This window comes from Streptomyces sp. NPDC093260, assembly GCF_040683715.1.
GTDB classification, from domain to species: domain Bacteria; phylum Actinomycetota; class Actinomycetes; order Streptomycetales; family Streptomycetaceae; genus Streptomyces; species Streptomyces sennicomposti.
Window position 1 is genome coordinate 263,590 of the sequence record NZ_JBFBEK010000006.1, and the last position, 18,816, is coordinate 282,405.

Annotated in this window: 13 protein-coding genes and 1 pseudogene; 10 read left to right on the plus strand and 4 right to left on the minus strand. The window is 74.4% G+C overall.

The genetic code is table 11. The features are described from left to right. Positions 1-13 precede the first annotated feature (13 nt). The gene (locus AB0N63_RS10690) at positions 14-1,135 is read left to right on the plus strand and encodes a trypsin-like peptidase domain-containing protein (RefSeq protein WP_365526954.1); all 1,122 of its coding nucleotides are present in this window, start codon (positions 14-16) and stop codon (positions 1,133-1,135) included. 144 nt (positions 1,136-1,279) lie between these two features. Here the strand turns inward: AB0N63_RS10690 and AB0N63_RS10695 are convergent, their stop codons facing one another. After that, positions 1,280-1,498: a hypothetical protein gene (locus AB0N63_RS10695; protein ID WP_019984479.1), complete on the minus strand. Its 219-nt coding sequence runs from the start codon at positions 1,496-1,498 to the stop codon at positions 1,280-1,282. A gap of 114 nt (positions 1,499-1,612) precedes the next feature. Between AB0N63_RS10695 and AB0N63_RS10700 the strand changes: the two genes are divergently transcribed. Beyond that, entirely contained in the window at positions 1,613-2,815 is a 1,203-nt protein-coding gene (locus AB0N63_RS10700; protein WP_365526956.1) for a bifunctional adenosylcobinamide kinase/adenosylcobinamide-phosphate guanylyltransferase, read from the plus strand. A gap of 52 nt (positions 2,816-2,867) precedes the next feature. Here the strand turns inward: AB0N63_RS10700 and AB0N63_RS10705 are convergent, their stop codons facing one another. Further along, positions 2,868-3,950: a class I SAM-dependent methyltransferase gene (locus AB0N63_RS10705; protein ID WP_365526959.1), complete on the minus strand. Its 1,083-nt coding sequence runs from the start codon at positions 3,948-3,950 to the stop codon at positions 2,868-2,870. 214 nt (positions 3,951-4,164) lie between these two features. On the opposite strand from AB0N63_RS10705, the gene cobT reads away from it, so the two are divergent. Then, positions 4,165-5,277, plus strand: coding sequence for a nicotinate-nucleotide--dimethylbenzimidazole phosphoribosyltransferase (gene cobT / locus AB0N63_RS10710; protein WP_365526961.1), 1,113 nt, complete (start codon positions 4,165-4,167; stop codon positions 5,275-5,277). A gap of 439 nt (positions 5,278-5,716) precedes the next feature. On the opposite strand, the pseudogene AB0N63_RS10715 reads toward cobT, so the two are convergent. Continuing rightward, a pseudogene (locus tag AB0N63_RS10715) lies at positions 5,717-6,448 on the minus strand (hypothetical protein); the annotation flags it as partial. Between the two features lie 74 nt (positions 6,449-6,522). Here AB0N63_RS10715 and AB0N63_RS10720 point away from each other — a divergent pair. Together AB0N63_RS10720 and AB0N63_RS10725 are read left to right on the plus strand one after the other, a co-directional pair. Beyond that, positions 6,523-7,320: an adenosylcobinamide-GDP ribazoletransferase gene (locus AB0N63_RS10720; protein WP_365526964.1), complete on the plus strand. Its 798-nt coding sequence runs from the start codon at positions 6,523-6,525 to the stop codon at positions 7,318-7,320. 142 nt (positions 7,321-7,462) lie between these two features. Beyond that, positions 7,463-8,332: an RDD family protein gene (locus AB0N63_RS10725; RefSeq protein WP_365526967.1), complete on the plus strand. Its 870-nt coding sequence runs from the start codon at positions 7,463-7,465 to the stop codon at positions 8,330-8,332. Here AB0N63_RS10725 and AB0N63_RS10730 read toward each other — a convergent pair. After that, entirely contained in the window at positions 8,292-9,170 is an 879-nt protein-coding gene (locus AB0N63_RS10730; protein ID WP_365526970.1) for an endo alpha-1,4 polygalactosaminidase, read from the minus strand. The two genes, AB0N63_RS10725 and AB0N63_RS10730, sit on opposite strands and share 41 nt — an antisense overlap. 277 nt (positions 9,171-9,447) lie before the next feature. On the opposite strand from AB0N63_RS10730, the gene AB0N63_RS10735 reads away from it, so the two are divergent. The 5 genes from AB0N63_RS10735 (at position 9,448) to aceE (ending at position 18,617) form a co-directional block, all read left to right on the plus strand. After that, positions 9,448-10,974: a leucyl aminopeptidase gene (locus AB0N63_RS10735; RefSeq protein ID WP_365526973.1), complete on the plus strand. Its 1,527-nt coding sequence runs from the start codon at positions 9,448-9,450 to the stop codon at positions 10,972-10,974. Positions 10,975-11,305: 331 nt separating this feature from the next. Beyond that, positions 11,306-12,694 (plus strand): dihydrolipoyl dehydrogenase, encoded by a 1,389-nt coding sequence (gene lpdA / locus AB0N63_RS10740; protein ID WP_365526975.1) that lies wholly within the window; start codon positions 11,306-11,308, stop codon positions 12,692-12,694. Between the two features lie 61 nt (positions 12,695-12,755). Beyond that, positions 12,756-14,582, plus strand: coding sequence for a 2-oxoglutarate dehydrogenase, E2 component, dihydrolipoamide succinyltransferase (sucB, locus tag AB0N63_RS10745; protein ID WP_365526978.1), 1,827 nt, complete (start codon positions 12,756-12,758; stop codon positions 14,580-14,582). Positions 14,583-14,916: 334 nt separating this feature from the next. Further along, positions 14,917-15,540 carry a GntR family transcriptional regulator gene (locus AB0N63_RS10750; protein ID WP_365526981.1) on the plus strand — a complete coding sequence of 208 codons (624 nt, stop codon included), beginning with the start codon at positions 14,917-14,919 and terminating at the stop codon, positions 15,538-15,540. Positions 15,541-15,914: 374 nt separating this feature from the next. Continuing rightward, the gene (gene aceE / locus AB0N63_RS10755) at positions 15,915-18,617 is read left to right on the plus strand and encodes a pyruvate dehydrogenase (acetyl-transferring), homodimeric type (RefSeq protein ID WP_365526984.1); all 2,703 of its coding nucleotides are present in this window, start codon (positions 15,915-15,917) and stop codon (positions 18,615-18,617) included. The last annotated feature ends 199 nt before the right edge of the window (positions 18,618-18,816 follow it).

Here is an 18,816-nt window from a genome sequence, read left to right on the forward strand (position 1 = left end):
ACAGACTCGGTTCATGGACGTCTCTCTCGGCCGGGACCGGCGCTTCAGGTGGGCCGGTCCGCTGCTCGCTCTGGTCTGCTGTGCCGCGCTGCTGTCCGGGTGCAGCGGCTCCTCGTCGCCGGGCGGAACGGCGGCCTCCGCGAGCGGTGAGGCTTCGGCGGGCACCAAGGACGGTTCCGGGGACCGGCAGCAGGCGATCGCCCCACGCTCCGCGAACGACCTCCAGAACGACTACCTCCGGGTGATCCGGGACGTCCTGCCCTCGGTGGTGCAGATCCAGGGCAGCAACGACCTCGGTTCCGGGGTCGTCTACGACGACAAGGGCCATGTCGTCACCAACGCGCACGTCGTCGGGAACGAGAAGCGGTTCCGGGTGACGACGGCCGGCAGCGAGGGGACGTTCACCGCCACCCTCGTCTCCTCCTACCCGGACCAGGACCTGGCCGTGGTGAAGCTGGACAAGGTGCCGCGGGGTCTGAAGGCGGCGACCCTCGGCGACTCGGAGAAGGTCGAGGTCGGGCAGATCGTGCTGGCCATGGGTTCGCCGTTGGGACTGTCCTCCAGCGTGACCCAGGGCATCGTGTCGGCGACCGGCCGCACGGTCAGCGAGGGCAGCAGCGGCGGCGGCACGGGGGCGACGATCGCCAACATGGTGCAGACCTCGGCCGCGATCAACCCGGGCAACAGCGGGGGCGCGCTGGTCAACCTGGACGGCCAGGTCATCGGCATCCCGACGCTCGCCGCCACCGACCCGCAGCTCGGCGGCAGCGCCGCGCCCGGCATCGGCTTCGCGATCCCGGCGTCGATGGTGAGCACGATCGCCGGGCAGATCGTGAAGTACGGCAAGGTCGTGGACTCCGGCCGGGCCGCGCTCGGCATCACCGGCCGCACGGTCGTCGACACCGACTACCAGCCCGCCGGGGTGGCCGTGGTCGAGGTCAAGGCGGGCGGTGCGGCGGCCAGGGCAGGCATCCGGCCCGGCGACATCATCACCCGTGTGGGCGACTCGCCGATCACGACGATCACCTCGCTGTCCGAGGCGCTGGCCGCGGACCGGCCCGGCCGGCGGACCAAGGTGACGTTCTCCCGCGACGGCCGGGACCACACGGTGGACGTGACACTGGGCGAACAGTGAGGCGGGGGCGGGCGCCGGCTCCGGCCCCGCCCCCGCCCGCCCTCACGCCCGGGCCCCGACCCCGTCAGGGCCGGGAGCCGTCACGGACGGGCCCTGCCCCGCACGAGCCGTGTCAGGCCCGCACCCTGTCGCGTCCGGCCGCCGTCACGCCTGCGCTTCGTCGGCGTGCAGACTCATCGGACCGTAGATCTCCGAAGCGTCCTCGAACAGCCGGACCTGGTCCGCGCCGCCGTCGGCCAGGGCCTTCCAGTTCTCGCCGATCCAGGACTCGGCGTCGCCCTGCGTGGTGAACTCCTCCGGCTGCACCGCGGGCTGGACCTCCGTCCCGTCGGCCGTCTCGAACCGCCACGTCCATGCCGCCATGTACGCCTCCCTGATGTGAGCACACTGCACAGCGGAAGCCGGATCTTCATCCGGCTCCTGCCCGCAGCCTAGCCGGATGCGCAAGACCGGCGGCGACCCGCGAAAATCATCTCCGTGGACGTGACTCTGCTCGGCACCGGCGCCCCCGCGGGCCTGCCCCGCCCCCACTGCCCCTGCGCGGCCTGCGCCACGGCGCTCGGCGCCGACGCGCGGGCGGCGACCTCGCTGCTGGTGGACGGGGCGCTGCTGCTGGACCTGACCCCGGGGGCGGCCCTCGCGGCGGCGCGGGCCGGGGCCTCGCTGGGCCAGGTGGCGCAGGTGCTGCTGACCCATCCGCACGACGGGCCCGCCGTGGAGGTGCCGGCCGGGCTGCCGCAGCCGGGCCGGGTGCCGGACGGGCGGGAGCTGACGCTGCTGTCGGGGCACCGGGTGCGGGCGGTGGCGATGGACGCGCCGGGCACCGGGTACGCGGTGACCGCGCCGGACGGGCTGCGGTTGCTGTACCTGCCGCCGGGCGGCGCGCCCGCGGGTCTGGAGGAGGACACGGCTCAGTCGTACGACATGGTGCTCGCCGACGTGGTGGGCCGGCCGGACGCGCTGGCCAGGCTGCGGGCGGTGGGCTCGGTGGGACCGGCCACGGACGTCGTCGCGGTGCACCTGGACCACGACGTGCCGCCGGGGCCCGAACTGCGGCGGCGACTGGCGGCGGCGGGCGCGCGGGCCGTGCCGGACGGTACGACGCTGGCGGTCGGCGGGTACGAGGAGGTGCCGGACGTGCCCCGGCGCACGCTGGTGCTCGGCGGGGCGCGCTCGGGCAAGTCGGTGGAGGCGGAACGACGGCTGGAGTCCTTCCCCGGCGTCCTGTACGTCGCGACGGGCGGGACCCGCGGCGGGGACACCGAGTGGGCGGACCGGGTCGCCGCGCACCGGGAGCGGCGGCCGGGCTCGTGGCGTACGGCGGAGACCTGTGATCTGGTGCCCCTGCTGGCCGAGGACGGCCCGCCGCTGCTCGTGGACTGCCTGTCGCTGTGGCTGACGGACGCGATGGACGCGGTCGGCGCGTGGGACGACGCCGTGTGGGCGGACGGAGGCGAGCGCGCCCTGCGGAAGCGGGTGGCGGCGCTGACGGCGGCCGTCCGGGCCACCTCCCGGACCGTGGTCGCCGTCTCCAACGAGGTCGGCTCCGGGATCGTCCCGGCCACCGCCTCCGGCCGCCGTTACCGTGACGAACTCGGCCGTCTGAACGCCGCGTTCGCCGCCGAGTGCGAGCAGGTGCTGCTGGTGGTGGCGGGCCAGGCGCTGGTGCTGCGCGGCTGAACGCCCCGGTCGCGCGGCGGCGCGCGCGGGGCCGCCCGCCGGGATCGGCCGGTCAGGCGGCGTCCCTTCGGGCCACGACGCGGTAGGCGTTGGACAGGCCGGGGGTGCGGCGCAGCAGCGGGGACAGCAGCAGGTCGAGCACCGCGACCACGTCCACCAGCGGGCCCAGCGCGGTGGCCAGGACCGCGCGTGCGGCGCGCCGGGCGGCGGAGGGCGGGGTGTGCCGCCAGGGCACGTCGGGGGCGGGCAGCAGCCGGGCGAGGACCAGGGCGAGGGCGGCGGAGAGGTCGTTGGGGGTGTGCGGGGTGCGGCGGTCGACGACGAGGACCGTGCAGCCGGCCGCCTCCAGTTCCGCGCGGAGGTTGGCGAGCGGCAGCAGGTGCAGATGGCGGGGCTGGCCGTGCGGCAGCCACCATTTGCCGAGCAGCCGGGCGAACACGCTGCGCGGGTCGGGCAGTTCGATCAGCAGATGGCCGCCGGGGCGCAACGCGGCGAGCGCACCGCGCAGTTCGGCGCGCGGGTCGGGGGCGTGCGCGAGATGGTGGAAGACGCTGACCACGTCGTAGCGGCCGCGCAGCCGTTCGGCGAGGTGCGGGTCGGCCAGGTGCCCGATGTGCGCCTCCTCGATCCGCCCGGCCTCCCGGGCCCGCTCCACGCGCGGGGTCGGGTCGAGGCCGTCGAAGGCTGTGTACGGGAACACCTCGCGCGCGGCGGCCGGGAAGTGGGCGTGGCCGGTGCCGACGTCGAGCCAGCTCTCCGGTTCGCCCACGTTGAGCATCAGCCGGGCGTCGCCGCGGTGCCGGCGACGCCCGCGGCGGTCGGCGAGGACCGGGTCGGGCAGGCCCCCGGGGTCGGACTCGTCGTGGTCGCGGTGGTAGAAGGCCAGTCCGGCCGGGGTGAGCCGGGGGTTCTGGAAGGCGTGCCCGCAGTCCCGGCACTGGTCGAGGGCGAACACCCCCGGTTTGCGCTGGAGCAGGTCCGGTGCGCGCAGCCGGGTGCGCAGCCGCGCCGATCCGCACCAGGGGCAGTCCTCGCGGCGCGGTTCGCTGAACCGGTCCGTCCCCCGGGCGAGTTCGGCGGCGTACGCGATACGGCGCGGGTCGTAGATCCGCGGGGCGTACGGCAGGGGCGGCATGGGCGGCTCCCGGGGGCGTCGGGGTCGTACGACGGCGGTGCGGGCGGTGCGGTAGGGCGGCGGCCCGGCCACGGCCGTACCGCACGGTCCGCGCCGCCGACATTTCATGGCAAAGGGAACGTATGGGATCTCGCTCGCGAGGGGAAAGAGGCTGTCCGGGTGTGGCGGTGATGTGGCTCCGCCGTGTTCGACCGGGGCCGGTACTGTTCGGCGAATGAGCTCGCTGAATCTCGACGACTTCACCGATCTGATCGAGCGCCCCGACGGCGGAGTGCGCCGTGCCGCCGAGGCGCGCCGGGAGCGTCAGGTCGTGCCGCCAGGCGCGCTGGGCCGCCTGGACGACCTGGGTGAGTGGCTGGCCGCGGCCCAGGGCGCGGTGCCGGTGCGGCCGGTGGAACGGCCGCGGGTCGTGCTCTTCGCCGGTGACCACGGCGTGGCCGGACTGGGCGTGTCGAAGCGGCCCGCGGGCAGTGCCGATCGGCTGGTGCGGGCGGTGCTGGAGGGCGGCCGTCCGGTGTCCGTGCTGGCCCGCCGGCTCGGGGTGCCGGTGCGCGTGGTGGACATGGCGCTGGACTGCGCGCCCGAGACGCTGCCCGCCGACGTCGTACGGCACCGGGTGCGGCGCGGCAGCGGGCGCATCGACATCGAGGACGCGCTGACCCTTGAGGAGGCGGAGGCCGCCTTCCGGGCCGGGATGGCGGTGGCCGACGAGGAGGCCGACTCCGGTACGGACCTGGTCGTGCTCGGCGATGTCAGCGTGGGCGGGACGACGGCGGCTGCCGTGCTGGTGGCCGCGCTGTGCGGGACGGACGCGTCAGTGGTGACCGGGCGCGGCGGCGAGCCGATCGACGATCTGGCGTGGATGCGCAAGTGCGCCGCGATCCGGGACGCGCTGCGCCGGGCGCGGCCGGTGCTGGGCGACCAGTTGCAGCTGCTGGCGACCGTGGGCGGGGCGGACCTCGCGGCGGCGACCGGCTTCCTGCTCCAGTGCGCGGTGCGCAAGCTCCCGGTGGTCCTGGACGGCGTGGTCTCGGCGGCGTGCGCGCTGGTGGGCCAGCGGATCGCGTTCCGGGCGCCGGACTGGTGGCTGGCGGGACAGGCCGCCGGGGAGCCGGGGCAGGCCAAGGCGCTGGACCGGATGGCGCTGGAACCCCTGCTCGACCAGGGCCTGACGGTGGGCGAGGGCGCGGGCGCGCTGCTGGCCCTGCCCCTGGTACAGGCCGCGGCGGAACTGGCGGCGGAACTGCCGGCGCGGCCGGAGTCGCCGGAGGCGCCCGCCGGGGACGGCGACGAGGAGAAGCCGACGGAGACCGACGCCGGGGTCTGAGCGGCGGGCTCGGCGATCGTGTCGGGGCCGCTGCCGGAGGCGGCGGTCCCCGGCCCGCGCGGCCGGTAGGGGCCCGCCCCGGCGGCGCCGGGGACACCGCGCCGATCCGCCGCGCATCGCCCCGGCGGCGGCCCCGCGCGGAGGATGTGCCGACGGCACCCGGGCCGCCGGGGCGGCCGCCCCGGCGGCGGCCGGAGACCCGGCGCCCTCACGACGGTGGCGGTGGGCCGGGGCGCGGTGCGGGTGTTCCGGGGGGCGGGGCGGCGCCCGACGGCCCGGCCGGACCCGTGCCCGGCGGCGTGGCCCGACCCGTCGTGACCGACGGCTCGGCCGGGGCCGTACCCGGCCGCCCGGCCCGGGTCGCGCCCGGCGGTCCGGCCTCGGCCGCACCCGGCGACTCGGCCGGAGGCCCGTCCGGCAGCCCGGCCGGAGCCGGGGCGTCCGGTCTTCCGCCGATCCAGTCCTCGAAGGCCCGGCGCGGAGCGCCCCAGCGGCGGTCGTGGCGCTCGGCGCGGCGGTCCGCCCGGGCCTGGGCGCGCGGGCGGCGGGCGTAGAAGCGTCTGGCCCAGTACGAGTCGGGGCGGGCCAGGCGCACGGCTCCGATCAGGGCCAGCAGCGGGACGATCACACCGAACACGGCGAGCCGCAGCTTGCCCTTGCCGAGCGCCACCAGGGAGAACAGGAAGTTCACGGCCACGGTGGACAGGACCGTGCCGCGGTCCTGGAGTTCGCCCGGGGACACGTCGTTGACCCCGAACGGCGAGAAACCGGCCAGCACCAGGCCGACCAGGGCGGCGGTGAGGACCACGGCCTCGACGCTCTTGCGCCCGGCCTCGCTCCAGTAGACGTCGTCCAGGTGCAGGATGAGCGCGAACTCGTCCAGGACCAGGCCCGCGCCCGCCCCGAAGACCACCGCGAAGGCCGCCGCGCCGAACCCGTGCCGTCCGCTGGCCACCGCCCCGAAGCCGCCGAGGACGCTGAGGACCACCCCGGGCACCACGTGGTGGATGTGCACCCCGCCGGCCCTCACGTTCCCGAAGGGGCCCTTGCCGGCCCGGATCAGCCGGGTGATGACCCGGGTGACCAGGAAGGTCACGACGAGGGCGCCGAGGGCGAGGAGCAGCGGCAGTTTGCCCGGTTCCACGATGTTGCGGTACAGCCAGTGCCCCATGCAGTCAGTCTGCGCCGTCCGCCCCCGCACCGCCCGCCGCCGGGGGGCGCGGGGGCCTCCCGTAGGCTGCCCGCGTGTCCGACCCCGCCCTCTCCCCCGCTCCCGCCCTGCCCGGTCTGCGCTTCGCGTTCGGGACGCTGACCGTCCTCCCGGTGCGGGTGAGCCGCTGGGACCGGGAGGCGGCCCGCGCGGGCATGCTGTGCGCACCGCTGGCAGGGCTCGTGGTCGGCGCGGCGGCCGCCGCCGTGGGCGTGCTGCTGCTGTGGGGCGGCGCCGGCCCGCTGCTCGCGGCCGTCGGCAGTGCCGCCGTGCCCGCCGTGCTGACCCGCGGCCTGCATCTGGACGGGCTCGCCGACACCGCAGACGGGCTCGGCAGCGGCAAGCCCGCCGAGGACGCGCTGCGGATCATGAAGCAGTCGGACATCGGCCCGTTCGGCGTCATCACCCTCGTCCTCGTGCTGCTCGCGCAGGTGGCCGCGCTGAGCCAGGCCTACGGCCACTCGTGGGCCCGGGGCGCGCTGGCCGCCGTCGTCTCGGCGACCGTGGCCCGGCTCGCGCTGACCCTGGCCGCGCGCACCGGGGTGCCGGCCGCGCGGCCCGAGGGGCTGGGGGCGGCGGTCGCGGGCGTGGCCCCGGCGGCCGGCGCGCTCGGCACGGCCCTGGCGCTCACCCTGGCGGCGGGCGCAGCGGGGGCGGGCCTCGGGACGCGTACCGCGCTGCTCGCCGCGGGCGCGGCGCCCGCGGCGCTCGGCGCCGCCGAACTCCTCCTGCGGCACTGCACGCGCCGCTTCGGCGGGGTCACGGGCGATGTCTTCGGCGCCCTCGCCGAGACGGCGGCCACCACAGCGCTGGTCGTTCTCGCCCTGGGCTGACCCGCCGCCCCCGCCGTGCACCGCACGACGGTGAGCGCGCCCGCACCGTCACCGGGCTGAAACGATCCGCTCCGCGCGCTGGGCCGGTCCGCGCCACCTCGCTAGGGTGACGCGGACAGACACGCGATCGGGGGGGACGTCCGTGCCGAAGCTACGCCGTGCCGTGGCCTGGTTCATCGACTTCGCGCTGGTGGCCGCGGCCGCCTCGGCGCTCGCCGTGCTCACCTTCCACCGGATGTCCGCGCTCGTCGCCGACGTGCCCGGACTCGCCGCCCGGGGCGGCTTCGACCTGCTCTCCTCGCGCGGCGACGTCCTCGGCTCCTCCGAGCACCTCGGCCTCTCGCTGTGGGACAAGGCGGTGCTGTACGTCGAGGAGGCGTTCGGGCTGCTGGTGCTGGCGGTCTTCCTCTACCAGTGGGCGTGTCTCGCCCTGGTGGGGCGGACGGTCGGCAAGGGGCTGCTGGGGCTGCGGGTGGACCCGGCCGGGGCGGTCGCCTCCGGGCGGGCGCGCCGGGCCGCGCTGCGGGCCGCCGTCACCACAGCGGCCGACGTCGCGGTCTACGCCGTGGCCTGCGTGCTGCTGATCGAGGGCCACTTCGCGCTGTCGGTGCTGGTGTGGGCGGCGGCGGTGGCGCTCTTCCTGCTCAACGCACTGCCGGTCCTGCTGCCCGCCCGGCGCTCACTGGCCGACCGGCTCGCGGGCACGGCGGTCACGGGCCTCGGCCTGCGCCGGACGCCCGGCGCACCGGCCGCCCAGGGCCACGGCACGTCGGCCGCCCCGGAGTTCGGCACCCCGGCCGCCCGGGACTGCCGCACTCCGGCCGGTCCGGGCCACGGCATCCCGGCAGGCCCGGGCCACGGCACTCCGGCGGGTCCGGGCCACGGCGGTGCTCCGGGCCACGCCCTGCCGGCCGCCCCGGGCTACGCCCCGCCGGGCGCCCCCGGCTACGGCGCCCCCGCGGCCCCCGGGTTCAACACGCCTGCCGCCACGCCCCCAACTCGTACTTCTTGAGCAGCGAGCTGAGCCGCAGCCGGCGCGAGTCGGCGCAGAACCTGCCGGTGGGCAGCTCGTACTCGGCGTGGAAGACCGCCTTGCCGGCGGCGACGAACGGCTTCAACCGCTCGCACTCGCCGTACTGGGCGCACTGCTCGTTGACCGCGAAGTCGAAGTCGCCCACCAGCTGGGGGATCTGGCCCAGGTCGTTCTTCAGGCCGACGGACATGCCCCGTTCGTGCGCCAGCCTCGCGACGAGACGGTTGTAGCGGAGCTGGTCGGCGGCGGTGAGCGGGAAGCCGGTGCGATTGCGGTAGCCGTCCATGTTGTCCGGCTCCACCGCGTCGAAGCCCTTCGCGCGGCACATGTCGAGACGGGCCGCCATCAGCGGCTCCAGCACGTCGGTGCGGCGGATGTCGAACCAGCGCTCGCCCCGCCAGCCGTTGCCCTCGCCGAGCACCGCCTTCGGGAACTTCCCGGCGTCCGGCCTGAAGTCCTCCCAGGCGCCGGTGGAGACGTAGCAGATCACCTTGCGGCCCGCGCGGTGCAACTGCGCGACGGTCGCCGCCGGGTGGTCGAAGCCGTCGATGTCGTAGACCGCCGCGTCGACGGAGGTGTCGAGCCGGCCGCTGAGCTGCCACTGCCAGCTCACACCGGGGCGCGGCAGCCAGCGCCCGGCGGCGGACGGCCGCGCGGAGGCGGACGCGCCGCCGCGGGAAGCGCCGTTCCCGCCGGAACCGCCGGACCCGCCGACGCAGCCGGTGAGCAGCAGGAGCAGGGCGGCGAGGAGGACCACGGCGGCCGGGGCCGGGCGGAGCGGACGGGCGGGGGCGCTGTGACGCGTGGGGGCGTACATCCGACGATCATCGCCGATCGCCGCTCCGTTCCGGCGAGTTGGTCCCGCCCGGACGCCCGCGGGGGTGGGGCGGGAGCCGCCGGACGACCGGGGCGCCTCTTGCGGGTGAACGACCGCGGGACCGCCGCGCCCGGCAACGCGCGTAGGCTCGTGCCGGGTGTTTGCCCGCCCGGGTGGAGACCGCACCGCAGGAGGGATCTAGGGTCGGTCGTCGGGCCCGGTCGACCCCACCCGCATTCGGCCACTCCATTTCACAGGGAAGCGAGATTTCACCACCGTGACTGCTCTCACTCTCAGCACCGCCGCGGTGCCCGGCCTGCGGGCCGACGCGATCGTCGTCGGTGTCGCCAAGGGCACCAACGGCCCGGTCGTCGCACCGGGCGCCGAGGCCGTCGACGCGGCGTACGACGGCGGGCTCGCCGACGTCCTGGAGACCCTCGGCGCCACCGGTGCCGAGGGCGAGGTGACGAAGCTGCCCGCGCCCGCCGGCTTCAAGGCTCCGCTCATCCTGGCGGTGGGCCTCGGCGCGAAGTCCGAGAAGGACGCCGGTTACGGCGCCGAGGCGCTGCGCCGGGCCGCCGGCGTGGCCGCCCGCGCCCTCTTCGGGGCGAAGAAGGCCGCCTTCGCGCTGCCGCTGACGGAGGCCGCCGACGCGGGCGCCGTCGGCGAGGGCGCGCTGCTCGGCGCGTACTCCTTCGACGCCTACAAGGAGAACGGCAAGGACGCCAAGGGCCGCGGCGGCAAGGCGCCGCTCGCCGACGTCGTGCTGCTCGGCGGCAAGCCCCGCGACCGCGCCTACAAGGCGGCCGTGGAGCGCGCCGTGGCGGTCGGCGAGGAGCTGAACCGCGCCCGCGACCTGATCAACATGCCGCCCAACGACCTCAACCCGGCCGCCTTCGCCGCCATCGCGCAGGACGCGGCCAAGCTGCACGGCCTGAAGATCCAGGTGCTGGACGAGAAGGCGCTCACCAAGGGCGGCTACGGCGGCATCCTCGGCGTCGGCTCGGGCTCGGCGTCCGCCCCGCGGCTGGTCAAGCTGTCGTACACCAGCTCCAAGGCGAAGAAGCACCTGGCGCTCGTCGGCAAGGGCATCACCTACGACTCGGGCGGCATCTCGCTCAAGCCGGCCGGTCACAACGAGACGATGAAGTGCGACATGAGCGGCGCCGCCGCCGTGTTCGCGACCGTCGTCGCCGCCGCCCGCCTGGGCCTGGAGGTCAACGTCACCGGCTGGCTGGCGCTGGCCGAGAACATGCCCTCCGGTTCCGCCGTGCGCCCCGGTGACGTGCTGCGCATGTTCAGCGGCAAGACGGTGGAGGTGCTCAACACCGACGCCGAGGGCCGGCTGGTGCTGGCGGACGCGCTGTGGGCCGCCTCGCAGGAGAAGCCGGACGCGATCGTGGACGTCGCGACCCTGACCGGCGCGATGATGCTGGCGCTCGGCAACCGCACCTTCGGCATCATGGCCAACGACGACGCGTTCCGCGGCGCGGTCCACGAGGCCGCCACGGAGGTCGGCGAGGACTCCTGGCCGATGCCGCTGCCGGAGCACCTGCGCAAGGGCATGGACTCCCCCGTCGCCGACATCGCCAACATGGGCGAGCGGATGGGCGGCGGCCTGGTGGCCGGTCTGTTCCTGCGCGAGTTCGTCGGCGAGGGCATCACCTGGGCGCACCTGGACATCGCCGGTCCGGCGTTCAACGAGGGCGGGCCGTTCGGCTACACGCCCAAGGGCGGCACGGGGTCCGCGGTGCGGACGCTGGTGCGGCTGGCCGAGCTGGCGGCCTCGGGTGAGCTGAGCTAGTTCGCCCGTCGACCCGGGTCCGTCCGTCGTGGGGCGGGTGCGGGGGCGTGGGGGCCGGTCGTGCCGCGCGGCGGAGCCGCGCGGCGGCACAGCCCCCGCGCCCCTTTCCGTACTGCCCGCTCCGCGGAATCCGGACCCGGCGCCCTGCCCTGGGACACGGAGTGGGGTGTCTCACACCCCGGCCCCGCGTCTCGTGGGCCTCCGACAAGTGCGAAGATGGGCGTCGGCAGGACAGGGCCCCACCTAAGGGCCGAAGAACGAGCGGCCGGACACCAGCCGCCTGCCGGTCAGTGACGACCGGCGCACGGCGCACATGCATGGAGGACGTGACGTGGCGAACGACGCCAGCACCGTTTTCGACCTAGTGATCCTCGGCGGTGGTAGCGGTGGTTACGCCGCGGCCCTGCGCGGGGCGCAGCTGGGCCTGGACGTCGCCCTGATCGAGAAGGACAAGGTCGGCGGCACCTGCCTGCACAAGGGATGCATCCCCACCAAGGCCCTGCTGCACGCGGGCGAGATCGCCGACCAGGCCCGCGAGAGCGAGCAGTTCGGCGTCAAGGCCACCTTCGAGGGCATCGACGTCCCGGCCGTCCAGAAGTACAAGGACGACGTGATCTCGGGCCTGTACAAGGGCCTGCAGGGTCTCATCGCCTCCCGCAAGGTGACCTACATCGAGGGTGAGGGCCGGCTGTCCTCCCCGACCTCCGTCGACGTGAACGGGCAGCGGATCCAGGGCCGCCACGTCCTCCTGGCGACCGGTTCCGTGCCGAAGTCCCTGCCGGGTCTCCAGATCGACGGCAACCGCATCATCTCCTCGGACCACGCGCTGGTCCTGGACCGCGTGCCGCAGTCCGCGATCATCCTGGGCGGCGGCGTGATCGGCGTCGAGTTCGCCTCCGCCTGGAAGTCCTTCGGCGCCGACGTCACGGTCATCGAGGGCCTCAAGCACCTCGTCCCGGTCGAGGACGAGAACTCCTCGAAGCTGCTGGAGCGCGCCTTCCGCAAGCGCGGGATCAAGTTCAACCTCGGCACCTTCTTCCAGAAGGCCGAGTACACCGAGAACGGCGTCAAGGTCACCCTCGCCGACGGCAAGGAGTTCGAGGCCGAGGTCCTGCTCGTCGCCGTCGGCCGCGGCCCGGTCTCCCAGGGCCTGGGCTACGAGGAGGCCGGGGTCGCCATGGACCGCGGCTACGTCCTGGTCGACGAGTACATGCGCACCAACGTGCCGACCATCTCGGCCGTCGGCGACCTGGTCCCGACTCTCCAGCTCGCGCACGTCGGCTTCGCCGAGGGCATCCTGGTCGCGGAGCGTCTGGCCGGCCTGAAGGTCGTCCCGATCGACTACGACGGCGTCCCGCGCGTGACGTACTGCCACCCCGAGGTCGCCTCCGTCGGCATCACCGAGGCCAAGGCCAAGGAGATCTACGGCGCGGACAAGGTCGTCGCCCTCAAGTACAACCTCGCGGGCAACGGCAAGAGCAAGATCCTGAAGACCGCGGGCGAGATCAAGCTCGTCCAGGTCAAGGACGGTGCCGTGGTCGGCGTCCACATGGTGGGCGACCGGATGGGCGAGCAGGTCGGCGAGGCGCAGCTGATCTACAACTGGGAGGCGCTGCCGGCCGAGGTGGCCCAGCTCGTCCACGCCCACCCGACGCAGAACGAGGCGCTCGGCGAGGCCCACCTGGCGCTGGCCGGCAAGCCGCTGCACTCCCACGACTGACGCCCTCAGTCATCGGGCGCGACGACACAGACTTCCGCACTTCTAAGGAGCAACCGAAACCATGGCGGTTTCCGTAACCCTTCCCGCGCTCGGCGAGAGCGTCACCGAGGGCACTGTCACCCGCTGGCTGAAGGCCGAGGGCGAGCGCGTCGAGGCCGACGAGCCGCTGCTCGAGGTCTCGACCGACAAGGTCGACACCGAGATCCCCTCGCCCGCCGCCGGCGTGCTGGCGTCCATCAAGGTCGCCGAGGACGAGACGGTCGAGGTCGGCGCCGAGCTGGCCGTCATCGACGACGGCACCGGTGCGCCGGCCGCGGCCCCGGCCGCCGAGCAGGCGCCCGCCGAGGCCGCCCCGGCCCCGACCGAGACGGCCGCCCCGGCCGCCCAGACCCCGGCCGCGCCCGCCACCGAGCAGGCCGCCCCCGCCCCGGCCCCGACCGCCGAGGCCGCTTCCGGCGGCGGCAGCGCCGAGGGCACGGACGTGGTCCTGCCCGCGCTCGGCGAGTCCGTCACCGAGGGCACCGTCACCCGCTGGCTGAAGTCGGTCGGCGACTCCGTCGAGGCCGACGAGCCGCTGCTCGAGGTCTCCACGGACAAGGTCGACACCGAGATCCCGGCGCCCACCTCGGGTGTGCTGCTGGAGATCGTGGTCGGCGAGGACGAGACCGCCGAGGTCGGCGCCAAGCTCGCCGTCATCGGCGCTCCGGGCGCCGCTCCCAAGGCCGCCCCGGCCCCCGCCGCCCCGGCCCCGGCGCCCGCCGCCGAGGCCCCGGCCCAGCCCGCCCCGGCCCCGGCTCCCGCACAGCCCGCCGCCCCGGCTGCGGCTCCGGCCGCCCCGGCGCAGCCCGCCGCTGCCGCCCCGGCCCCGGCCCCGGCCCAGCCCGCGGCTCCCGCGCCCGCTCCCGCGCCGGTCGCCCCCGCGGCCCCGGCCGCTCCGGCCGCCGCCCAGGCGACCGACGAGGGCGCGTACGTGACCCCGCTGGTGCGCAAGCTCGCCGCCGAGAACGGCGTCGACCTGTCCACCGTCAAGGGCACCGGCGTCGGCGGCCGTATCCGCAAGCAGGACGTGCTCAGCGCCGCCGAGGCCGCCAAGGCCGCCGCCCCGGCTCCGGCCGCTGCCGCCGCCGCGCCCGCCGCGAAGAAGGCCCCCGTCCTGGAGGCCTCCCCGCTGCGCGGCCAGACCGTGAAGATGCCGCGCATCCGCAAGGTCATCGGCGACAACATGGTCAAGGCGCTGCACGAGCAGGCGCAGCTGTCCTCGGTGGTCGAGGTCGACGTGACCCGGCTGATGCGGCTGCGCGCCCAGGCGAAGGACTCCTTCGCGGCGCGCGAGGGCGTCAAGCTCTCCCCGATGCCGTTCTTCGTCAAGGCCGCCGCGCAGGCGCTGAAGGCCCACCCGGTCATCAACGCCAAGATCAACGAGGCCGAGGGCACGATCACCTACTTCGACACCGAGAACATCGGTATCGCGGTGGACTCCGAGAAGGGCCTGATGACCCCGGTCATCAAGCACGCCGGCGACCTGAACATCGCGGGCATCGCCAAGGCCACGGCGGAGCTGGCCGGCAAGGTCCGGGCCAACAAGATCACTCCGGACGAGCTGTCCGGCGCGACCTTCACCATCTCCAACACCGGTTCGCGCGGCGCGCTGTTCGACACGATCATCGTGCCGCCGGGTCAGGTCGCGATCCTCGGCATCGGCGCCACCGTCAAGCGCCCGGCCGTGATCGAGACCGAGGAGGGCACGGTCATCGGCGTCCGCGACATGACGTACCTGACCCTCTCCTACGACCACCGCCTGGTGGACGGCGCCGACGCGGCCCGTTACCTGACGGCGGTCAAGGCGATCCTGGAGGCGGGCGAGTTCGAGGTCGAACTGGGTCTCTGACCCCCGGCCGCACCAGCACCACGGCGCCCCGCCCGGACCCTTCCGGGCGGGGCGCCGCCTTGTGCCCCGCCGGACGCGGGGGCCCACTCCCGCAGTGGGGGCGCTCGCAGTTCCCCGGGGGCGCGGGGGCGTGCGTCGCTGGCTCGGGGAACTGCGCGACCAGCCACAAACGACCCGCACCGGCCCAACAACGGACGGAACCGAGCCATATCGCGCCACCCACCACTCCCGCCATGTAAGTCTCGTCTCACCTGCGCAAAAGCGCCCCCGCGCGTCCTCCCCCGCACCCGCACCCGCCGTATTGTCTAAGCGTCAGCCCCCGGGAGGAGCCCCCATGACCGCGCCCGTCGTCCACTCGCTGCGCGAACAGATCCGCGAGCACATCGTGGAGGGGATCGTCAGCGGTCGCTGGAAGCCGGGCGAGCGGATCGTGGAGCGGCGGATCGCCACCGAGCTGGAGGTCAGCCAGACCCCGGTACGGGAGGCGCTGCGCGAGCTGGAGTCGCTGCGGCTGATCGAGTCCGCGCCGAACAAGGGCGTACGCGTACGCAACCTCACCGCCGCCGACCTGGAGGAGAGCTACCCGGTCCGGGCCGGCCTGGAGGCCATCGCGGCCGAGCTGGCGGCCGACCGGCTGGCCGAGGACTGCTCGGCCCTCGACCCGCACGTCAGCGCGCTCTACGAGGCCGACCGGCGGGCCGACGGCACCGCGCAGGTGCGGCACACCGTGGGCTTCCACCGGGAGATGGTGCGGGCGGCCGGCAACTCGGTGCTGTTGCACACCTGGGAGGGGCTGGGGATCGAGGTGTTCACCGCGCTGTCGATCCGGTGGCTGGGGACGGTGCAGCAGTCGTACGCGGAGGAGCACGAAGAGCTGGTCGCCGCGTTCCGCCGCCGCGACCCGCGCATCCCGGAACTGGTCAAGGCCCACGTCCTCGGCTGCGCGCCGCGCGCCTGAGGGTCATCGGTCCGCCCCCCGTCCCAGGGGGCTTCGGCCCAGACCCGTTCTGTGCGCAGTTCCCGCGCCCCCGGGGAGAGGCGCGGGACAACAGGCGCCTCCATCCCGGGGGCGCACCCGAGCCGACCCCCGCTCACCTGCACAAACACCCTCGCCCCAAGGTCACCCGGTGCCATCGCCGGAGGCACCGGGTGCCGACTTTCTCGGAATCGAGAGGTTTTGCCCCTCAACCCTTTGATCGATCATCGATCACGGAGTTAGAGTCCTCGACGGGCTCTCACCGGAGCCCCGCGCCCTGTCCTGCCAAAGACCAAGGGCACCCCCGAACCCTTACGCAGATGAGGGAACCCCCTTCGACTGAGGAAGGCGGCGACATGACCGACCCCAACGCCATCCAGCCGAGCGAGCTCGACCAGCTCCCGGACCGCGACCCCGAGGAGACCGCCGAATGGCAGGCCTCCCTGGACGCCGTTGCCAAGGCGGCCGGGCCGCACCGTGCCGCGTACCTGATGCGCCGCACGCTGGAGCGCGCGGAGGGCACCGGCGTCGCCCTGCCCAAGCTGCTGGAGACGGACTACGTCAACTCCATCCCGACCGGCGCCGAGCCCGCCGTTCCCGGTGACGAGGCCCTGGAGGCCCGGATCACCGCGTGGAACCGCTGGAACGCCGCGGCGATGGTCACCCGCGGCAGCAAGTACGGCGTCGGCGGCCACATCGCCACCTTCGCCTCCGCCGCCTGGCTGTACGAGACCGGCTTCAACCACTTCTTCCGCGGCAAGGAGGGCGACGGCTCGGGCGACCAGCTCTACATCCAGGGCCACGCCTCCCCCGGCATCTACGCCCGCGCCTTCCTGGACGGCCGCCTCACCGAGCAGCAGCTCGACAACTTCCGGCAGGAGGCCGGCGGCAACGGCCTGCCGTCCTACCCGCACCCGCGGCGCCTGCCCTGGCTGTGGGAGTTCCCGACCGTCTCCATGGGCCTCGGCCCGCTGTCGGCGATCTACCAGGCCCGGTTCAACCGCTACCTGACCAACCGCGGCATCAAGGACGTCTCGAACTCCCACGTCTGGGCGTTCCTCGGCGACGGCGAGATGGACGAGCCGGAGTCCACGGCCGCCCTCGCGCTCGCCTCCCGCGAGCAGCTGGACAACCTGACCTTCGTCATCAACTGCAACCTGCAGCGCCTGGACGGTCCGGTCCGCGCCAACTTCAAGATCGTGCAGGAGCTGGAGGCCCAGTTCCGCGGCGCCGGCTGGAACGTCGTCAAGACGCTGTGGGGCTCCGCCTGGGACGAACTGTTCCAGCTGGACACCACGGGCGCGCTGGTCCGCCGGCTGCGCGAGGTACCGGACGCGCAGGTGCAGACGTACCAGACGCGCGACGCCGCCTACATCCGCCAGGACTTCTTCGGCGCCGACCCGGCGCTCGCCGAGATGGCGAAGCTGCTGAGCGACGACAAGATCGTCGAGTGCTTCCACCTCTCCCGCGGCGGCCACGAGTCCCGCAAGGTCTACGCCGCCTACAAGGCCGCCCTGGAGCACAAGGGCGCCCCGACGGTGATCCTGGCCCAGACGGTCAAGGGCCACACCCTCGGTGAGGGCTTCGCCTCCAAGAACGCCAACCACCAGATGAAGAAGCTGACGGTGGACGAGTTCAAGGCGATGCGCGACCGCCTCGACCTGCCGATCAAGGACAGCGACTTCGTCGACGGCGTGGTGCCCTACGGCCACCCCGGCGCCGACTCCCCCGAGGTGCGCTACCTCCAGGAGCGCCGTGCGGCCCTCGGCGGCCCGGCCCCGGCCCGCCGCGTCCACCCGGTCCCGGCGCTGCCCGCCCCCGCCGACAAGGCGTTCGCCGCCTTCGACAAGGGCTCCGGCTCGCAGAACGTGGCGACCACCATGGCCTTCGTCCGCCTGGTCAAGGACCTGGTCCGCGACAAGGAGACCGGCAGGCGCTGGGTGCCGATCGTCCCCGACGAGGCGCGCACCTTCGGCATGGAGTCGCTGTTCCCGTCGCTCGGCATCTACTCGCCCAAGGGCCAGACGTACGAGCCGGTCGACCGCGACCAGCTGATGTACTACAAGGAGGCCAAGAACGGCCAGATCCTCAACGAGGGGATCACCGAGGCCGGTTCGATGGCCGACTTCATCGCCGCGTCCACCGCGTACGCGACGCACGGCGAGGCGATGATCCCCTTCTACATCTTCTACTCGATGTTCGGCTGGCAGCGCACCGCCGACCAGATGTGGCAGCTCGGCGACCAGCTCGGCCGCGGCTTCCTCGTCGGCGCGACGGCCGGCCGCACCACCCTGACGGGCGAGGGCCTCCAGCACGCCGACGGCCACTCCCCGGTCATCGCCGCGACCAACCCGGCCGCGCTGACCTACGACCCGGCGTTCGCGTACGAGGTCGCGGCCATCGTCAAGGAGGGCCTGCGCCGGATGTACGGCGAGGCGGCCGAGGGCGAGGACCAGAACGTCTTCTACTACCTCACCGTCTACAACGAGCCGCTGCCGCAGCCGGCCAAGCCGTCGGCGGCCGGGGTGGACGAGGGCATCGTCAAGGGCCTGTACCGCTTCAACACGGCGGAGTCGGCCGGTCTGACCGTCCCGGCGAACGCCCCCCGCATCCAGCTGCTGGGTTCCGGCACGGCGATCCACTGGGCGCTCAAGGCACAGCGCATGCTCGCCGAGGAGTGGGGCGTGGCCGCCGACGTGTGGTCCGCGACCTCCTGGACCGAGCTGCGCCGCGACGCGCTGGAGGCCGACGCGGCCCTGCTGCGCGGCGAGGAGCGGGTGCCGTACGTACGCCGTGCGCTCCAGGGCGCCGAGGGTCCGGTGCTGGCCGTCTCCGACTACATGCGCCAGGTCCCCGACCAGATCGCGCAGTGGGTCGAGCAGGACTGGTCCTCGCTGGGCGCCGACGGCTTCGGTCTGTCGGACACCCGTGACGCCGCCCGCCGCCACTTCGGCGTCGACGCGCCGTCGATCGTCGCCGCCGCGCTGGCTCAGCTCGCCCGGCGCGGCGAGGTGAAGGCCGCGGCGGTCAAGGAGGCCCGGGAGAAGTACGGCCTGTAAGCGGCGCCGCTGACAGGGGCATGAGCTGAAAAGGGAATGGGAGGGGAAGGGGTACGGCCGTGCGCCGTGTCCCTTCCCCTTTTTCCCTTCCGTCTCGGCACGGGGGCGTCTGTCCACGCCTCAGGGGCGTGCGGGGCGCGTATAACGATCCGCCGCACTCCGCGTGCGCCCCTTGGCCAGAGGGCCGATGCTTGACGCG